This is a genomic window from Actinomadura sp. CNU-125 (assembly GCF_001942465.1).
Classification (GTDB): Bacteria; Actinomycetota; Actinomycetes; order Streptosporangiales; family Streptosporangiaceae; genus Spirillospora.
In genome coordinates, this window is sequence record NZ_MKJY01000410.1 from 1 (window position 1) to 14,942 (window position 14,942).

At 70.9% G+C, this 14,942-nt stretch carries 13 protein-coding genes and 2 pseudogenes; 9 read left to right on the forward strand and 6 right to left on the reverse strand.

What is annotated here, in order from left to right; all coding sequences use genetic code 11:
- From BJF79_RS35180 to BJF79_RS35220, 9 genes and pseudogenes are all read left to right on the forward strand, one after another.
- On the forward strand, nucleotides 1-851 hold an 851-nt coding region (locus BJF79_RS35180; protein ID WP_158079390.1), incomplete at its 5' end, for a molybdopterin-dependent oxidoreductase.
- A complete protein-coding gene (nuoH, locus tag BJF79_RS35185; RefSeq protein WP_075903911.1) occupies nucleotides 848-2,248 on the forward strand; it encodes an NADH-quinone oxidoreductase subunit NuoH in 1,401 nt (466 codons plus the stop codon). The genes BJF79_RS35180 and nuoH, both read left to right, overlap by 4 nt.
- The gene (gene nuoI / locus BJF79_RS35190) at nucleotides 2,235-2,864 is read left to right on the forward strand and encodes an NADH-quinone oxidoreductase subunit NuoI (protein ID WP_075903912.1); all 630 of its coding nucleotides are present in this window, start codon (nucleotides 2,235-2,237) and stop codon (nucleotides 2,862-2,864) included. The genes nuoH and nuoI overlap by 14 nt, the downstream gene beginning before the upstream one ends.
- Nucleotides 2,851-3,723 (forward strand): NADH-quinone oxidoreductase subunit J, encoded by an 873-nt coding sequence (locus BJF79_RS35195; RefSeq protein WP_410050185.1) that lies wholly within the window; start codon nucleotides 2,851-2,853, stop codon nucleotides 3,721-3,723. The genes nuoI and BJF79_RS35195 overlap by 14 nt, the downstream gene beginning before the upstream one ends.
- A gap of 73 nt (nucleotides 3,724-3,796) precedes the next feature.
- The gene (gene nuoK / locus BJF79_RS35200) at nucleotides 3,797-4,096 is read left to right on the forward strand and encodes an NADH-quinone oxidoreductase subunit NuoK (RefSeq protein ID WP_075903914.1); all 300 of its coding nucleotides are present in this window, start codon (nucleotides 3,797-3,799) and stop codon (nucleotides 4,094-4,096) included.
- A gap of 10 nt (nucleotides 4,097-4,106) precedes the next feature.
- Nucleotides 4,107-6,022 (forward strand): annotated as a pseudogene (gene nuoL, locus BJF79_RS35205) (NADH-quinone oxidoreductase subunit L).
- Nucleotides 6,019-7,589, forward strand: a pseudogene (locus tag BJF79_RS35210) (NADH-quinone oxidoreductase subunit M). The pseudogenes nuoL and BJF79_RS35210 overlap by 4 nt, the downstream one beginning before the upstream one ends.
- The gene (gene nuoN, locus BJF79_RS35215; protein ID WP_075903916.1) at nucleotides 7,586-9,178 is read left to right on the forward strand and encodes an NADH-quinone oxidoreductase subunit NuoN; all 1,593 of its coding nucleotides are present in this window, start codon (nucleotides 7,586-7,588) and stop codon (nucleotides 9,176-9,178) included. Before BJF79_RS35210 ends, nuoN begins: the two are co-directional and overlap by 4 nt.
- A gap of 10 nt (nucleotides 9,179-9,188) precedes the next feature.
- A complete protein-coding gene (locus BJF79_RS35220; protein WP_075903918.1) occupies nucleotides 9,189-10,229 on the forward strand; it encodes a polyprenyl synthetase family protein in 1,041 nt (346 codons plus the stop codon).
- A gap of 54 nt (nucleotides 10,230-10,283) precedes the next feature.
- Here BJF79_RS35220 and BJF79_RS35225 read toward each other — a convergent pair whose 3' ends face one another.
- The 6 genes from BJF79_RS35225 to BJF79_RS35245 all read right to left on the reverse strand — a co-directional run bounded on the left by BJF79_RS35225 (nucleotide 10,284) and on the right by BJF79_RS35245 (nucleotide 14,887).
- On the reverse strand, nucleotides 10,284-10,922 hold the full coding sequence (locus tag BJF79_RS35225) for a DUF4333 domain-containing protein (protein ID WP_075903919.1): 639 nt from the start codon (nucleotides 10,920-10,922) through the stop codon (nucleotides 10,284-10,286).
- A gap of 196 nt (nucleotides 10,923-11,118) precedes the next feature.
- On the reverse strand, nucleotides 11,119-11,718 hold the full coding sequence (locus BJF79_RS35230) for a GTP-binding protein (protein ID WP_075903921.1): 600 nt from the start codon (nucleotides 11,716-11,718) through the stop codon (nucleotides 11,119-11,121).
- Entirely contained in the window at nucleotides 11,699-12,121 is a 423-nt protein-coding gene (locus BJF79_RS35235) for a DUF742 domain-containing protein (protein WP_075903924.1), read from the reverse strand. The genes BJF79_RS35230 and BJF79_RS35235 overlap by 20 nt, the downstream gene beginning before the upstream one ends.
- On the reverse strand, nucleotides 12,121-12,531 hold the full coding sequence (locus BJF79_RS35240) for a roadblock/LC7 domain-containing protein (RefSeq protein ID WP_075903927.1): 411 nt from the start codon (nucleotides 12,529-12,531) through the stop codon (nucleotides 12,121-12,123). Before BJF79_RS35240 ends, BJF79_RS35235 begins: the two co-directional genes overlap by 1 nt.
- Entirely contained in the window at nucleotides 12,528-13,217 is a 690-nt protein-coding gene (locus BJF79_RS63130; protein WP_262403031.1) for a hypothetical protein, read from the reverse strand. Before BJF79_RS63130 ends, BJF79_RS35240 begins: the two co-directional genes overlap by 4 nt.
- Nucleotides 13,178-14,887, reverse strand: coding sequence for a nitrate- and nitrite sensing domain-containing protein (locus BJF79_RS35245; protein WP_262403032.1), 1,710 nt, complete (start codon nucleotides 14,885-14,887; stop codon nucleotides 13,178-13,180). Before BJF79_RS35245 ends, BJF79_RS63130 begins: the two co-directional genes overlap by 40 nt.
- Between the last annotated feature and the right edge of the window lie 55 nt (nucleotides 14,888-14,942).

Here is a 14,942-nt window from a genome sequence, read left to right on the forward strand (position 1 = left end):
CGGGCGTCGCGCGGGTGTGGGGCGTCGCCGAGCTGCCCGCGACGCCGGGCCTGGACACCGAAGCCGTCCTCGCGGCGGCGGCGCGCGGCGAGCGCGGCGCGCTGCTGGTCGGCGGCGTCGACCCCTACGACCTCGCCGACCCGGACACGGCGCTGCGCGCGCTCGACGCCACCCCGTTCGTGGTGAGCCTGGAGCAGCGGCCGAGCGCCGTCACCGACCGCGCCGACGTGGTGCTGCCCGTCGCGACCGTCGCGGAGAAGTCCGGGACGTTCGTGAACTGGGAGGGCCGCGGCCGCCCGTTCGACGTCGTGCTGAAGTCGGCCGGGGCGCTGTCGGACCTGCGGGTGCTGAACGCGCTCGCCGACGAGATGGACGTCCACCTCGGGCTGCCCGGACCGGAGGCGGCCCGCCGCGAGCTGACCGACCTCGGCGGGCACCGCGGCGAGCGGCCCGACGCCCCGAACGTCCCGCAGGCGGTCCCGGCCGAGCCGGGACGCGGCGAGGCGGTCGTGGCGACGTGGCGGCTGCTGCTCGACCGGGGCCGGATGCAGGACGGCGAGCCGTTCCTGGCCGGGACCGCCAAGGGCGCGGTCGCGCGGCTGTCGCCCGCGACGGCCGAGGAGATCGGCGCCCGCGCGGTCGACGGGGTCGGCTCGGTCACCGTCTCGACCGGCCGCGGGTCGGTCGCGCTCCCGCTGGAGATCACCGCCGACCTGCCCGACCGGGTGGTGTGGCTGCCGACGAACTCGGCCGGCTGCGCGCTCCACCGGGACCTCGGGGCGGTCGCCGGGAGCGTCGTGCAGATCGCGGCCGGAGGGCGCGCGACCGAGAACGCTGGAGGCACCGAATGAGCCCGCTCGCGGCGGTACCGCTCGCGGCGCCGGCCGACCCCACGCTCGCCGACTTCGGCAAGGACCCGTGGTGGCTGATCGGCGGCAAGGTCCTGGTCATCTTCGTCTTCCTCGTCGTGATGGTCCTGTTCGGCATGTGGGTCGAGCGGCGCGTCATCGGCCGGATGCAGTTGCGGGTCGGCCCGAACCGGGCCGGGCCGCAGGGCCTGCTGCAGAGCCTCGCGGACGGCATCAAGCTGGCGCTGAAGGAGGACATCGTCCCGCGCCAGGTCGACAAGGTCGTGTTCGTGCTGGCGCCGGTCATGTCGGCGGTCCCGGCGTTCATCTCCTTCTCGATCATCCCGTTCGGCCCGACGGTGTCGGTCTTCGGGCACCACACGCCGCTGCAGGGCACGGACCTGCCGGTCGCGGTGCTGCTGGTGCTGGCGATGGCGTCGATGGGCGTGTACGGGATCGTGCTGGCCGGCTGGTCGTCGATGTCGCCGTACTCGCTGCTCGGCGGGCTCCGCTCGTCCGCGCAGGTGATCTCCTACGAGATCGCGATGGGGCTGTCGTTCGTCGCGGTGTTCCTGTTCGCCGGGTCGATGTCCACGTCGGAGATCGTCGCCGCGCAGCAGGACAAGTGGTTCGCGGTGCTGCTGCTGCCGTCGTTCGTCGTGTACGTCATCACGATGATGGGCGAGTCGAACCGCATCCCGTTCGACCTGCCCGAGGGCGAGGGCGAACTGGTCGGCGGCTTCCACACCGAGTACTCGTCGCTGAAGTTCGCGATGTTCTTCCTCGCCGAGTACATCAACCTGACGACGCTGTCGGCGCTGGCGACCACGCTGTTCCTCGGCGGCTGGCGGGCCCCCGCGCCGATCTCCACGTTCTGGGCGGGCGCCAACTCCGGCTGGTGGCCGGTGCTGTGGTTCATGGTCAAGGTCTGGCTGTTCTTCCTGTTCTTCGTCTGGCTGCGCGCCTCGCTCCCGCGCGTCCGCTACGACCAGCTGATGAAGCTCGGGTGGAAGGTGCTCATGCCCTTCTCGCTCGCCTGGATCATGCTGGTCGCCACCATCCGCGCGCTGCGCAACGACGGCCACGACATGCGGCAGATCGTCATCATCGCCGCCGTGGCCGCCGCGATCGTCCTCGTCCTCGGGGTCATCTGGGAGATGATCCGCGGCGGCGACGACGACAAGGAGGCCGCGAAGCGCCGCACCGGCGGTGCGGGCGGACCGGCCGCGGGCGGTGCGACGGCGGCGGGCGCGGGCGGACCGGCGGACGGCGGGTTCCCGGTGCCGCCGATGGACGCGCCGCACTACCACGGCCGGGGCGCCGCCGCGCGCGTCCAGACGCCGCCCGGACCGTCCACGATCGAAACCCCTCCTGAGGAGGTCACCAGTGGGAGTCACTGATTTCCTGAATCCGGTCAAGGGGTTCGGGGTCGCGTTCCACCAGATGTTCAGCAAGAGCGAGACCATTCAGTACCCCGAGGTGAAGCGGCCGACCGCGCCGCGCTTCCACGGCCGCCACCAGCTCAACCGGTGGCCGGACGGGCTGGAGAAGTGCGTCGGGTGCGAGCTGTGCGCCTGGGCGTGCCCGGCCGACGCGATCTTCGTCGAGGGGGCCGACAACACCGCCGACGAGCGCTACTCGCCCGGCGAGCGGTACGGCCGCGTCTACCAGATCAACTACCTGCGCTGCATCCTGTGCGGGCTCTGCATCGAGGCGTGCCCCACCCGGGCGCTGACGATGACGAACGAGTACGAGCTCGCCGACGACAGCCGCGAGAGCCTCATCTACACCAAGGACATGCTGCTGGCGCCGCTGCGCGAGGGCATGGAGGCGCCGCCGCACGAGATGCGGCTCGGCGACACCGAGGAGGAGTACTACCGGCTCGGTCTGCAGGACGACGCGGGCGCGGCACCGACCGTCCCGTCCGAGGGCGGCGGCCGGGCGAGCGCGGACGAGGCCGTCGCGGCGGAGAAGAGCAAGAAGGCGAAGAGCCGCAAGGGCGGTGAACGGAAGTGACGCCCACGTCCTCGCCGGAAACGTCCTGGCGGCGGAGGTCGCCGACAAGCAGGCCGGGGAGCCGTTCTTCTTCTGGCTGCTGGCCATCGTGTCGGTGAGCGCCGCGCTCGGCATGATCTTCATGCGGCGGGCGGTGCACTCGGCGCTGCTGCTGGCGACCGTGATGCTCTCGCTCGCCGCGATGTACGCGCTGCAGAACGCGCCGTTCCTGGCGTTCGTCCAGGTGATCGTCTACACCGGCGCCGTGCTGATGCTGTTCCTGTTCGTGATGATGGTCGTCGGCGTCAGTTCGACCGACTCCCTCGTCGAGACGCTCCGGGGACAGCGGTTCTGGGCGGCGGTCGGCGCGATCGGGTTCATCGTCCTGCTCGGCGCCGGCATCGGCAACGCCGCGCTGGACGACTCCAAGGGCCTGGCGGCCGCGAACGCGGAGGGCAACATCGTCGGGCTGGCCCGGCTGCTGTTCTCCAAGTACGTGTTCGCGTTCGAGGCGACCAGCGCCCTGCTGATCACCGCGGCGCTCGGCGCGATGGTGCTGGCGCACCGCGAGCGCACCGAGCCGAAGCCGACGCAGCGCGACCTGGCCGCGCGCCGGTTCGCGTCGGGCGGGCACCCGGGGCCGCTGCCCGGTCCCGGCACCTACGCCCGGCACAACGCCGTCGACATGCCGGCGCTGCTGCCCGACGGGACCCCGTCGGAGCTGTCGATCAACCCGGTCATCGCCGCCCGGGCCGACACGGCCGAGCGGCACGCCGACCTGCACGGCGCGACCGAGGCCGAGGCGGCCGGGGCGGACGTCGCCGCGGTGCGGGACGTCACCCACGAGGCGGACGACGCCGACGCGAGTCGCGCGCCGTGAAGGCGGGCTCCCCGGCCGCGGGCGGTCCCGCGGACGGCGGGTCCGCGCAGGGCAACGAAGGCGAGGCCGGTAAATGAGCCCGGAGCACTACATCGCGCTCTCGGCGATCCTGTTCACCATCGGAGCGGTCGGCGTCCTCGTGCGGCGCAACGCGATCGTGGTGTTCATGTGCGTCGAGCTGATGCTGAACGCGACGAACCTCGCGTTCGTGTCGTTCTCCCGCATGCACGGCAACCTGGACGGCCAGATCATCGCCTTCTTCGTGATGGTGGTGGCCGCCGCGGAAGTCGTGGTGGGTCTGGCGATCATCATGACCATCTTCCGGACCCGCAGGTCCTCGTCGGTCGACGACGTGAACCTGCTGAAGTACTGAGAGGGCGGGGATGCAAGCCGAAGGCATCCAGGCCGCGGCCTGGCTCCTGATCGCGCTGCCGCTCGCGGGCGCGCGATCCTCCTCCTCGGGGGGAGGCGCACCGACCGCTGGGGGCACCTGCTCGGCGTCGCCATGTCGGTCGGATCGTTCGTCGTCGGCGCGGCGATGTTCGCGCAGATGCTCGGATACGACGCCGAAGAGCGGCGCCGCACCCTGCACCTGTGGGACTTCATCGACGTCGGCACGTTCAAGGTCGGCATGGACCTGCTGGTGGACCCGCTGTCCATCAGCTTCGTCCTGCTGATCACCGGGGTGGGTTCGCTCATCCACATCTACTCCATCGGCTACATGGAGCACGACCCCGACCGGCGCAGGTTCTTCGCGTACCTGAACCTGTTCGTCGCGGCGATGCTGCTGCTCGTCCTGGGCGGCAACTTCGTCGTGCTGTTCGTCGGCTGGGAGGGCGTGGGCCTCGCCTCGTACCTGCTCATCGGGTTCTGGCAGCACAAGCCGACCGCCGCGACCGCCGCGAAGAAGGCGTTCGTCGTCAACCGCGTCGGCGACATGGGGCTGATCATCGCGATCGCGCTGCTGTTCAGCGCGGTCGGCTCGATCGACTTCACCGAGGTCCTCGGTGAGGGCGCCGAGCACGTCGGCCTCGCCTCGCAGCTCAGCACCGGGACGGCCACCGCCATCGCGCTGCTGCTCCTGCTCGGCGCGTGCGGCAAGTCGGCGCAGCTCCCGCTGCAGTCCTGGCTGCTGGACGCCATGGAGGGCCCGACGCCCGTGTCGGCGCTGATCCACGCGGCGACGATGGTCACCGCGGGCGTCTACCTGATCGTCCGGTCCGGGCCCATCTTCGAGCTGTCGACGACCGCGCAGCTCGTCGTGACGATCGTCGGCGCGGCCACGCTGCTCGCCGGTGCGATCATCGGGTGCGGCAAGGACGACATCAAGAAGGCCCTCGCCGGGTCGACGATGTCGCAGATCGGCTACATGACGCTCGCCGCCGGGCTCGGCAAGGCCGGGTACGTCATCGCCATCGCGCACCTCATCGCGCACGGCTTCTTCAAGGCGGGCCTGTTCCTCGGCGCCGGTTCGGTCATGCACGGCACCAAGGACGACGTGAACATGCGCCACTACGGCGCGCTCCGCGGCGTCATGATGGTCACCTACGCGACCTTCGGGCTCGGCTACCTGGCGATCATCGGGTTCCCGGGCCTGTCCGGCTGGTTCACCAAGGACGTCATCATCGAGACGGCCCTGAACAAGGGCGGCACGTCCGGGTACATCCTCGGCGGCTGCGCGATGCTCGGCGCCGCGATCACCGCCTACTACATGTCCCGCGTCATGTTCATGACGTTCTTCGGGGAGAAGCGCTGGGCGGACGACGTCCACCCGCACGAGTCGCCGAAGGTCATGACGGTCCCGCTGATCCTGCTGTCGCTCGGCTCGCTGTTCGCGGGCGGGTTCCTGGTCCTCGGCGGGTTCGGGACCTTCCTGGAGCCGGTCGTCGGCCACCCCGAGGAGGAGCACCACTTCCAGGCGCTCACCGGGCCCGGCATCGCCACGTTCGTGCTGGTGCTGATCGGCGCGGCCATCGCCTGGCGGCAGTACGGCGCCCGCAAGGTGCCGCGCGAGCAGCCCAAGGGCTCGTTCGTCACCGTCGCGGCCCGCAAGGACCTGTACGGCGACGCCATCAACGAGTCGCTGCTGATGCGGCCCGGGCAGTGGCTGACCCGCCTCGCGGTCTGGTTCGACGGGCGCGGCGTCGACGGCGCCGTCAACGGCCTCGCCGCCGGGATCGGCGGCGGCTCCGGTCGGCTCCGCCGCGTCCAGACGGGCTTCGCCCGGTCCTACGCACTCTCGATGTTCTGTGGCGCCGCCGTCGTGGTGGCCGCCCTCCTGGTGGTGAACGTGTCATGAGCGACTTTCCCTGGCTGACCGTCCTCATCGCGCTGCCGCTGGTGGGCGCCGCCCTCCTCACGGTGCTGCCGTCCGGACGGGACGCGCTGGTCAAGCAGTTCTCGCTCGGCGTCTCCATCGTCGTCGGGGTGCTCACCCTGGTCATGGCGGCGATGTTCGAGCCGGGCGGCGCCCGGTTCCAGTTCGAGGAGAAGTACGACTGGATCCCCGCGTTCGGGGTGCACTGGGCGGTCGGCGTCGACGGCGTCGCGCTCACCCTGATCGTGCTCTCGGTGATCCTCGTGCCGCTCGTCATGCTGGCGTCCTGGAGCGAGGACGACCGGTCCGGCGGCGTCGACGTCCCGGCCAAGCGGTCCGTGAAGACGTACTTCGCGCTGCTGCTGACGCTGGAAGCGGCCATGATCGGCGTCTTCGCGGCGACCGACGTGTTCCTCTTCTACGTCTTCTTCGAGGCGATGCTGATCCCGGTGTACTTCATCATCGGGTACTTCGGCGGCGCCCAGCGGTCCTACGCCGCGGTCAAGTTCCTGCTGTACTCCCTGTTCGGCGGGCTGATCATGCTCGTCGCGGTGATCTGGCTGTACCCGCTGTCGGCGCGGCCGGAGGCCGAGGGCGGCCTCGGGCAGGGCACGTTCCTGTTCTCCGAGCTGTCGCAGATGAACATCGACCCGACGACGGCGAAGTGGCTGTTCCTCGGGTTCTTCATCGCGTTCGCGATCAAGGCGCCGATGGTGCCGGTGCACACCTGGCTGCCGACGCAGCCCAGCAGGCCCCGGCGGGCGCGCTCGTCCTCATCGTCGGCGTCCTGGACAAGGTCGGCACGTACGGGATGCTGCGGTTCTGCCTGGAGCTGTTCCCGGGCGCCGCCAAGTGGGCCACGCCGGTCGTGCTCGGATTCGCCGTGCTCAGCATCATCTACGGCGCGATCCTCGCGATCGGGCAGGTCGACCTGAAGCGCCTCATCGCCTACACGTCGGTGTCGCACTTCGGGTTCATCGTCCTCGGCATCTTCGCGATGACCTCGCAGGGGCAGTCCGGCGCCGCGCTCTACATGATCAACCACGGGTTCTCGACGGGCGCGCTGTTCCTGATCGTCGGCTTCATGATCGTCCGGCGGAGGTCGGCGCGGATCGGCGACTACGGCGGCGTGCAGAAGGCCGCGCCCGTCCTCGCCGGCGCGTTCCTGATCGCGGGCCTGTCCGGGCTGTCGCTGCCCGGCCTGTCCACGTTCGTGTCCGAGTTCCTGGTGATCGTCGGGACGTTCAGCCGGTACGAGTGGGCCGGAGCCCTCGCCGTCACCGGCGTCGTCCTCGCCGCGATCTACATCCTGTGGACCTACCAGCGGACCATGGGCGGCCCCAAGGCCCCGGCGGTCGAAGGCATGAAGGACCTCACGGCCCGGGAGAAGTGGGCCGTCGCGCCCATCATCGCGATCATCGTCGCGATGGGCTTCTTCCCGCAGCCGGTGCTGAACGTCATCAACCCGTCGGTCGAGCAGACGCTGGTGCGGGTCGACCAGCATGACCCGGCACCGACCGACGTCGCCGAGAACGGAGCCCGTCCATGACCCCGAGCGCACCTCTCCTCACGAAGGGGGTCCTCGCGCAAGGCGCCGACATCCCGGCGCCGCACATCGAGTACGCGGAGATCGGGCCGCTGCTGGTCGTCCTCGGCGTCGCCGTCGCCGGGGTGCTGGTCGAGGCGTTCGTCGGCCGCACCTGGCGGCCGCGCGTCCAGGTCCCGCTGGCGTTCCTCGGCCTGCTCGCCGGGTTCGTCTGGACGATCGCGCTGGCGTGGGACGGCGTCCCGCACCACGTCGTCGCCGAGGGGGCCCTCGGCGTCGACGGGACCACCCTGTTCCTGCAGGGCACCATCCTGGTGCTGGCGCTGGTCAGCCTCCTGCTGATCGCCGACCGCGCGGGCGACCGGTCCGGCGGGCACTTCGCCGCGCAGGCGTCCGCGCTGCCCGGCAGCGAGGCCGAGCAGCGCTCGCAGGCCGCGGGAATCGTGCAGACCGAGATCTACCCGCTGATGATGTTCGCCGTCGCGGGGATGCTGATCTTCCCGGCGTCCAACGACCTGCTGACCATGTTCATCGGTCTCGAGGTCATGTCGCTGCCGCTGTACCTGCTGTGCGGTCTCGCCCGGCGCCGCCGCCTCCTCTCGCAGGAGGCCGCGATCAAGTACTTCCTGCTGGGCGCGTTCTCGTCGGCGTTCTTCCTGTACGGCATCGCGCTCCTGTACGGGTACGCCGGATCGGTCACCCTGTCGGCCATCTCGCAGGAGATCAGCCGGGACGCCGGCAGCGAGACCATGCTCCTCGCGGGCGTCGCGCTCCTCACCGTCGGGCTGCTGTTCAAGCTCGGCGGCGTCCCGTTCCACATGTGGAAGCCGGACGTCTACCAGGGCGCACCGACCCCGATCACCGCGCTCATGGCGTCCTGCACCCTCGTCTCGGCGTTCGGCGCGATCCTGCGCGTCTACTACGTCGCGTTCGGGACCCTCGAATGGGACTGGAAGCCCGCCCTGTGGGGTGTGTCGATTCTCACGATGGTCGTCGGCGCGATCGTCGCGATCACCCAGACCGACATCAAGCGGCTGCTGGCCTACTCGTCCATCGCGCACGCGGGCTTCCTGCTCATGGGCGTCATCGCGACGTCGCAGGAGGGCCTGTCCGGGTCCCTGTTCTACCTGGCGGCCTACGGGTTCACCACGGTGGGCGCGTTCGCGGTCGTCACCATGGTGCGGGACGCGGGCGGTGAGGCGGCGCACCTGTCCCGCTGGGCCGGGCTCGGCAAGCGCTCCCCGGTCGTCGCGGGCGTGTTCACGCTCTTCCTGCTCGCGTTCGCCGGTATCCCGCTGACCAGCGGCTTCACCGGGAAGTTCGCGGTGTTCAAGGCGGCCATCGAGGGCGGGGCCACGCCCCTGGTCATCGTCGGCGTCATCGCCTCCGCCGTCACCGCGTTCTTCTACGTCCGCGTGATCGTCGTCATGTTCTTCAGCGAACCGGAGGCCGACGGCCCCGTCGTCGTGGCCCCACCGGCCACCGCGATCGTCGTCGCGGTCGGCGTGACGGCTACTGTGGTACTCGGCGTGCTTCCGCAGCCCATTCTGGACCTTGCGGGAGATGCCACCACGCAAATGTTCGTCCGGTAGGGAGTCTTGGGTGAGCAACGCCTTCGCTGAGGAGTCCGGCGGGCCGGCCGTACAGGAGACCGGCCCGTTCGGGCTTCCCGTGGACTCGGCGCTCGCGGCCGACAGCAGGCAGTTCCTGAACGCCGTCGAGGAACTGCTCCTCGACTCGGTCCGCAGCGACAACCCGCTGCTCAACGAGGCGTCCAAGCACCTCGTCGAGGCGGGCGGCAAGCGCTTCCGGCCGATGCTCGTCAGCCTCGCCTCCCACTTCGGCGACCCGACCGCGGCCGGGCTCGTCCCGGCCGCGGTCGTGGTCGAGCTCACCCACCTCGGCACCCTCTACCACGACGACGTCATGGACGAGGCGACCGTCCGCCGCGGCCGGCAGTCCGCGAACGTCCGGTGGGACAACACCCGCGCGATCCTCACCGGCGACTACCTGTTCGCCCGCGCGTCCGACCTGCTCGCCGACCTCGGCACCGAGCCCGTCCGGATCCAGGCCCGCGCGTTCGCCCGGCTCGTCCGCGGCCAGATCGAGGAGACCACCGGCCCCGCCGAGGGCGCCGACCCCCTCAAGCACTACCTGCAGGTCCTCGCCGACAAGACGGCGTCCCTCATCGCCGTCTCCGGCCAGTTCGGCGCCCTGCTGTCCGGCGCCCCCGCCCCGACGGTCGACACGGTCACCTCCGCCTGCGAGAAGATCGGCATCGCCTTCCAGCTCTCGGACGACATCCTCGACATCGAGTCCGAGACCGAGGAGTCCGGCAAGACCCCCGGCACCGACCTCCGCGAGGGCATCCGCACCCTCCCGATGCACCACGTCCTCGGCGGCGTCGGCTCCGGCCCCGACGACGCGCGCCTGCGCGAACTCCTCGCCGCCGACCTCACCGACGACGCCCTCCACGCCGAGGCCCTCGCCCTCCTGCGCGCTCACCCCGCCATGGACCGCGCCCGCGCCGACCTCCACCGCGTGGCCGAGGACGCCCGCGCCGAACTCCTCACCCTCCCCGCGAACTCCGCCCGCGACGCCCTCACCGCCCTCTGCGACTACGTCGTCTCGCGCACCGGCTGACCCGTACGGCGGCGGGTTTCCCGGCGCCGTCCACGCCGGGAACCCGCTCGGCGGTCAGCCGCTCGGAACGTTGTCGACCTTGAAGTTCATCTTGACGTCGCCGCCGACGACGGACGTCGCGGTGACCGTCACGCCGTACTGCTTCCCGTCCGCCGTCAGCTTGCAGCGGACGGTGGCGTTCACCCGGGCCGGGAGGTCCTGAGGGCAGGAGAAGGCGTCGGGTGCACGGCCCACCTGGGCGGTCAGAGCCGCCTTGCCCTGCCGGGCGACCTCCGTCCGGCTCACCGACGGGACGTTGCCGCCTGCGGCGGGGCTCTGCGCACCGGGCGCGGACGTCCCGGGCGCCGGGGTCGTGGGGGCACCGGCGCCCGGGGCGGCGTCGACCTTGAAGTTCATCTTGACGGTGCCGCCGTCGACGGACGTGGCGGTGGCCGTCATGCCGCGCTTCTCCCCGTTCACCGTCAGTTCGCAGCGCACGGTCTCGCCCACCTCGGCCTTGAGGTCGGCTTCGCACGTGACGTCGTCCGGTTCCTGACCGACCTGCTTGCCCAGCGCCGCCTTCGCCTGCTGCGCGACGTCGTCCTTGCCGACCGTTTTCGTGCCCACGCTGAACGAACAGCCCGCGGCGAACAGCACCGCCAGTGCTCCCCCCGCGGCCTTCGCGACCACCCGTCTCCGGGTTGACTGCTGCATTGAATCTCCTTGGTCAAGTACCTGTGGCATGCGCTTGGACGCGAGGAGGTGACATGGGGTTCCGGTCCGTGTGACCCTTTTATTAAGGATCGTCCGGTATATGACCTCGGTCGGGCCGTGCCGGACATGACGAAACCCTGGTTTGGCGAGGTCGCCGGAAACCAGGGTCGTCGCGTGCCGGGCCGTCGGGCCGGTGTCAGGCCGGTTGTTCTTCGGTCAGGCCGCGGGCCTTCATGGCGTGCAGGACGAGGTCGATGAGGACCTCCTTGCACGAGTCGAGCTTGCGGGCGTCGCACAGCATGACGGGGACCTTCGGGCCCAGGTTGAGGGCCATCTGGATCTCCGCCAGGTCGTACTGCTGCGCGCCCTCGAAGCAGTTGACCGCGACGATGAACGGGGTGTTGCGGCGCTCGAAGTAGTCGACCGAGGGGAAGCAGTCGGACAGGCGGCGGGTGTCGGCGAGGACGACCGCGCCGAGCGCGCCCAGCGTGACCTCGTCCCACATGAACCAGAACCGCTGCTGGCCGGGTGTGCCGAAGAGGTACAGGACGTACTCGTCCTGCATCGTGATGCGGCCGAAGTCCATCGCGACGGTCGTGGTGTGCTTGCGTTCGACGCCGGAGACGTCGTCGATGCCGACGCTCTCGTCGGTGAGGACTTCTTCGGTGCGCAGCGGGCGGGTCTCGGAGACGGTCCCGACCATCGTGGTCTTGCCGACCCCGAAGCCGCCCGCGATCACGATCTTGACCGCGGTGGGCAGCCGACGCGCGCGCACACTAGAGGGCCCGGAGACCATCGATCACCGCCTTGTAGAGCCTGATGTCGTGCATGTCCGCCTCCGGTTCGGGCTCCTGCATCATGACGAACCCCTTGTCGAGGAGGTCGCCGAGCATGACCCGGACGGTCGCGACGGGAAGGTCGAGGTGGCCGGTGAGCTCCGCCACCGACATCACCGACTGGCACAGCCGGATGATCGCCAGGTGTTCGGGACCGAGGCCGATGGCGCCCTCGGGGTCCGGCCCGGACGCCACCACGAGGGTGATGAGGTCGAACTTGCCGCGGGCCGGTTCCATCCGGCCGCTGGTCATCACGTACGGACGGACCATGGGCCCCGCGTGGTCGTCGAGGAGTTCGCCCTCGGCCGGGGAACGCGGGGCCGGTTCGTCCGGCCAGTGCTCCGGATCCTCGGGGGGCATCATCAGGAGCCCGCCTCGCTCCGCGACGGCGATGTCAGGTGGTGCCCCATGCTCGTGACCAGCATCGCCATCTCGTAGGCGATCAGGCCGACGTCGGCCTCCTCCTCGGCGAGCACCGCCAGGCAGGCGCCCTTCCCGGCCACGGTGACCAGCAGGAACGCCGACTGCATCTCGATGATCGTCTGCCGGACGGGGCCGCCGCCGAAGCGGACCCCGGCGCCCTTGGCGAGGCTCTGGATCCCGGCCGCGACGGCGGCGAGGTGCTCGCCGTCGTCCTGTGTGACCCCTTCGGAGGACGCCATGAGCAGACCGTCGGCCGACAGGACGACCGCGCTGCGGGTGTGCGGGAGTCGGCGGACGAGGTCGTCCAGCAGCCAGCCCAGGTCGGAAGCCGACCCCGTCTTCTGCGTCACTGCTCTTCCTCGCCTTCCGTGTTGCCGAGGGTCGCGGCCGCGTCACTGCGGCCCTGCCGGGTGCCGCGCTGGTACGACCCCATGATCCGCTTGATGTCCTCGGGGGAGCGGCCGGGGTCGTCGTCCTCGTCCGGCTGCGGGGCGGCGGGCTCGTCGGTGCGCAGGGGTTCGGCAAGGTTCGCCTGCGGCACCCGGACGGGCAGTCCGGACGGTGTGATGGAGATGTCGGGCACGGGTGGCAGATCCTCCGGCTCGATGGGCACGGGACGTTCCCCGGTGTCCGCCGGACGGGCGGGCGGGGGGACGTCCGCTTGGGAGCGTGTCTCGTCCACGGGCGCTTCGTCGGTCCGGGTCACGGTCGGTGCCGCGGGCGGACGGGACGTGTCGGCGGGTTCGTCGCCGCCGTTCGCGGGCTCCGCGCCGGACCCGCCGCGCACCGCGACGAGCGCGGGCCCGGCCGGGGCCGCGGCGGTCGCCGCGCCGACTCCGGCGGGCTGCCGCACTTCGAGACCGTTCGGCGTGGTGGCCCCGCCGGTGGCGGCGGCCTGTGCCGGGGCGCGGTGCCGGTCGTCGGGCTGCTCGACGATCAGGTCGCTGGGGATCACGATGACCGCGGTGGTGCCGCCGTACGCGGAGCGCTTCAGCATCACCTGCAGGCCGTACCGCTCGGCGAGCTTGCTGACCACGAACAGGCCGAGCTGGACGGAGCTCTGCAGGTTGAAGTCGGGCGGGTCGCGATCCGGCCGTTGATCTCGGCGAGCTTCTCGTCGGTCATGCCGAGCCCGCGGTCCTCGATGTCGATGGCGAAGCCGTTGCCGACCAGGTGGCCGCCGACCTGCACGACGGTGTCCGGCGGGGAGAACGACACCGCGTTCTCGATCAGTTCCGCCAGCAGGTGGGTGACGTCGCCGACCGCTCGTCCGGCCAGCCCGACCGGGCCGAACGGGAGCACGCTGACGCGGGTGTAGTCCTCGACCTCGCCGACGGCGGCGCGGATCACGTCGACCATCGGCACCGGGTTGCGCCAGCCGCGGGCGGGCAGCGCGCCGGAGAGCACGATGAGGTTCTCGGCGTTGCGCCGCATCCGGGTCGCCAGGTGGTCGAGGCGGAACAGCTCTTCGAGTTCCTTGGTCTCGATGTCGCGGCGCCGCTCCATGGTGTCGAGCATGGTCAGCTGCCGGTGCACCAGGGTCTGGGTGCGGCGGGCCAGGCTCAGCAGGACGTCGCGGATGCCGCGGCGCAGTTCGGCCTGCTCGACGGCGGTGCGGATCGCGGTCTCCTGGACGACGTTGAACGCGCGGCCCACCTGGCCGATCTCGTCGCTGCCGAACTGCAGCGGCGGGGCCTCGGTGGCGACGTCGACCTTCTCGCCGTGACCGAGGCGTTCGACGACGCCGGGCAGCCGCTGCTCGGCCAGTTCGAACGCGGCCTGGCGCAGCCGTTCCAGTTGCCGGACGAGCGCGCGCGCGGTGGTGATCGACACGATGACCGACGCGATGACCGCGAGGAGGCCGAGGCCGCCGGCCAGGGCCAGCCGCAGGATGACCCCGGCGGCGATCGGCGTCGCCCGGTCGACCAGCCGGTCACCGGACGCCTGGATCTTCGCGCGCATCTCGGCGAGGGCCGGTTCCGCGGCGGCGTTCCACTGCTCGGCGGTCACCGGCGGGCGCACCCCGGTGCGCGTCGGCCGTCCGGTGCGGTAGCCCTGCATGATCTGGTTTTCGAGCGCGGAGATGCCGACGATCTTCGGGTTCTTCGTGAGGTCGGCGTAGACGGTCCCGTCCGATTCCCGGATGTCGTTGAGCGCGGACTCGGTGTTGTGCCGCCGCGTCCCGACGATCTGGGTGAACTCGACCATCTCCGCGTCGCTCATCCGGCCGGTCGCGAGGGCGCCGGCCAGCAGGGCGTCCTCCAGGGACAGCAGTTCCCAGGAGCGGTTGAGGTCGAGGAGAAGCCGGGTGTCGCGGGCGAAAGCCTCGTCGTCCAGGGTCGCGAGGGAGTCGTAGACCTCGAAAATGGACGCGATGATGTCGGTGTACTGGTCCTTCACGCGGTCGCGCTCGCCGGAGCGGGCGTCGACGACCTGGCGGGACGTCTCCAGCGACTCCAGCCGCTTGAGCATTTCGTCGCGCCGCTGTTCGAGGGTGTCGTCGGCGAACCAGTCGACGCGTCCGCCGGTGGCGAGTTCCATCGCCTCCGTGCGGGCTTTGTCGGTCTCCTCGCGCTGCGCGGCCAGGGCGTTCTGCGTGGCGGTGCTCGGGTGTGCGAGCTGCACCATGGACAGCCGCCGCTCGCGCTGCAGTTCGGCGATGAGCGGGTCGGTCGGCTGGGCGAGCGCGCTGTCCAGCGTGCTCACGCCGAGGAGATTGACACCCTCGCGCAGGGTGACCCAGGCCGCGAAAACCCAGAGC

Bases quoted from the DNA above. Each gene is read 5' to 3' on its own strand.
- nuoH (WP_075903911.1), top strand. From the start codon at position 848: ATGAGCCCGCTCGCGGCGGTACCGCTCGCGGCGCCGGCCGACCCCACG.
- nuoK (WP_075903914.1), top strand. From the start codon at position 3,797: ATGAGCCCGGAGCACTACATCGCGCTCTCGGCGATCCTGTTCACCATC.
- nuoN (WP_075903916.1), top strand. From the start codon at position 7,586: ATGACCCCGAGCGCACCTCTCCTCACGAAGGGGGTCCTCGCGCAAGGC.
- BJF79_RS35225 (WP_075903919.1), bottom strand. From the start codon at position 10,922: ATGCAGCAGTCAACCCGGAGACGGGTGGTCGCGAAGGCCGCGGGGGGA.
- BJF79_RS35230 (WP_075903921.1), bottom strand. From the start codon at position 11,718: ATGGTCTCCGGGCCCTCTAGTGTGCGCGCGCGTCGGCTGCCCACCGCG.
- BJF79_RS35235 (WP_075903924.1), bottom strand. From the start codon at position 12,121: ATGATGCCCCCCGAGGATCCGGAGCACTGGCCGGACGAACCGGCCCCG.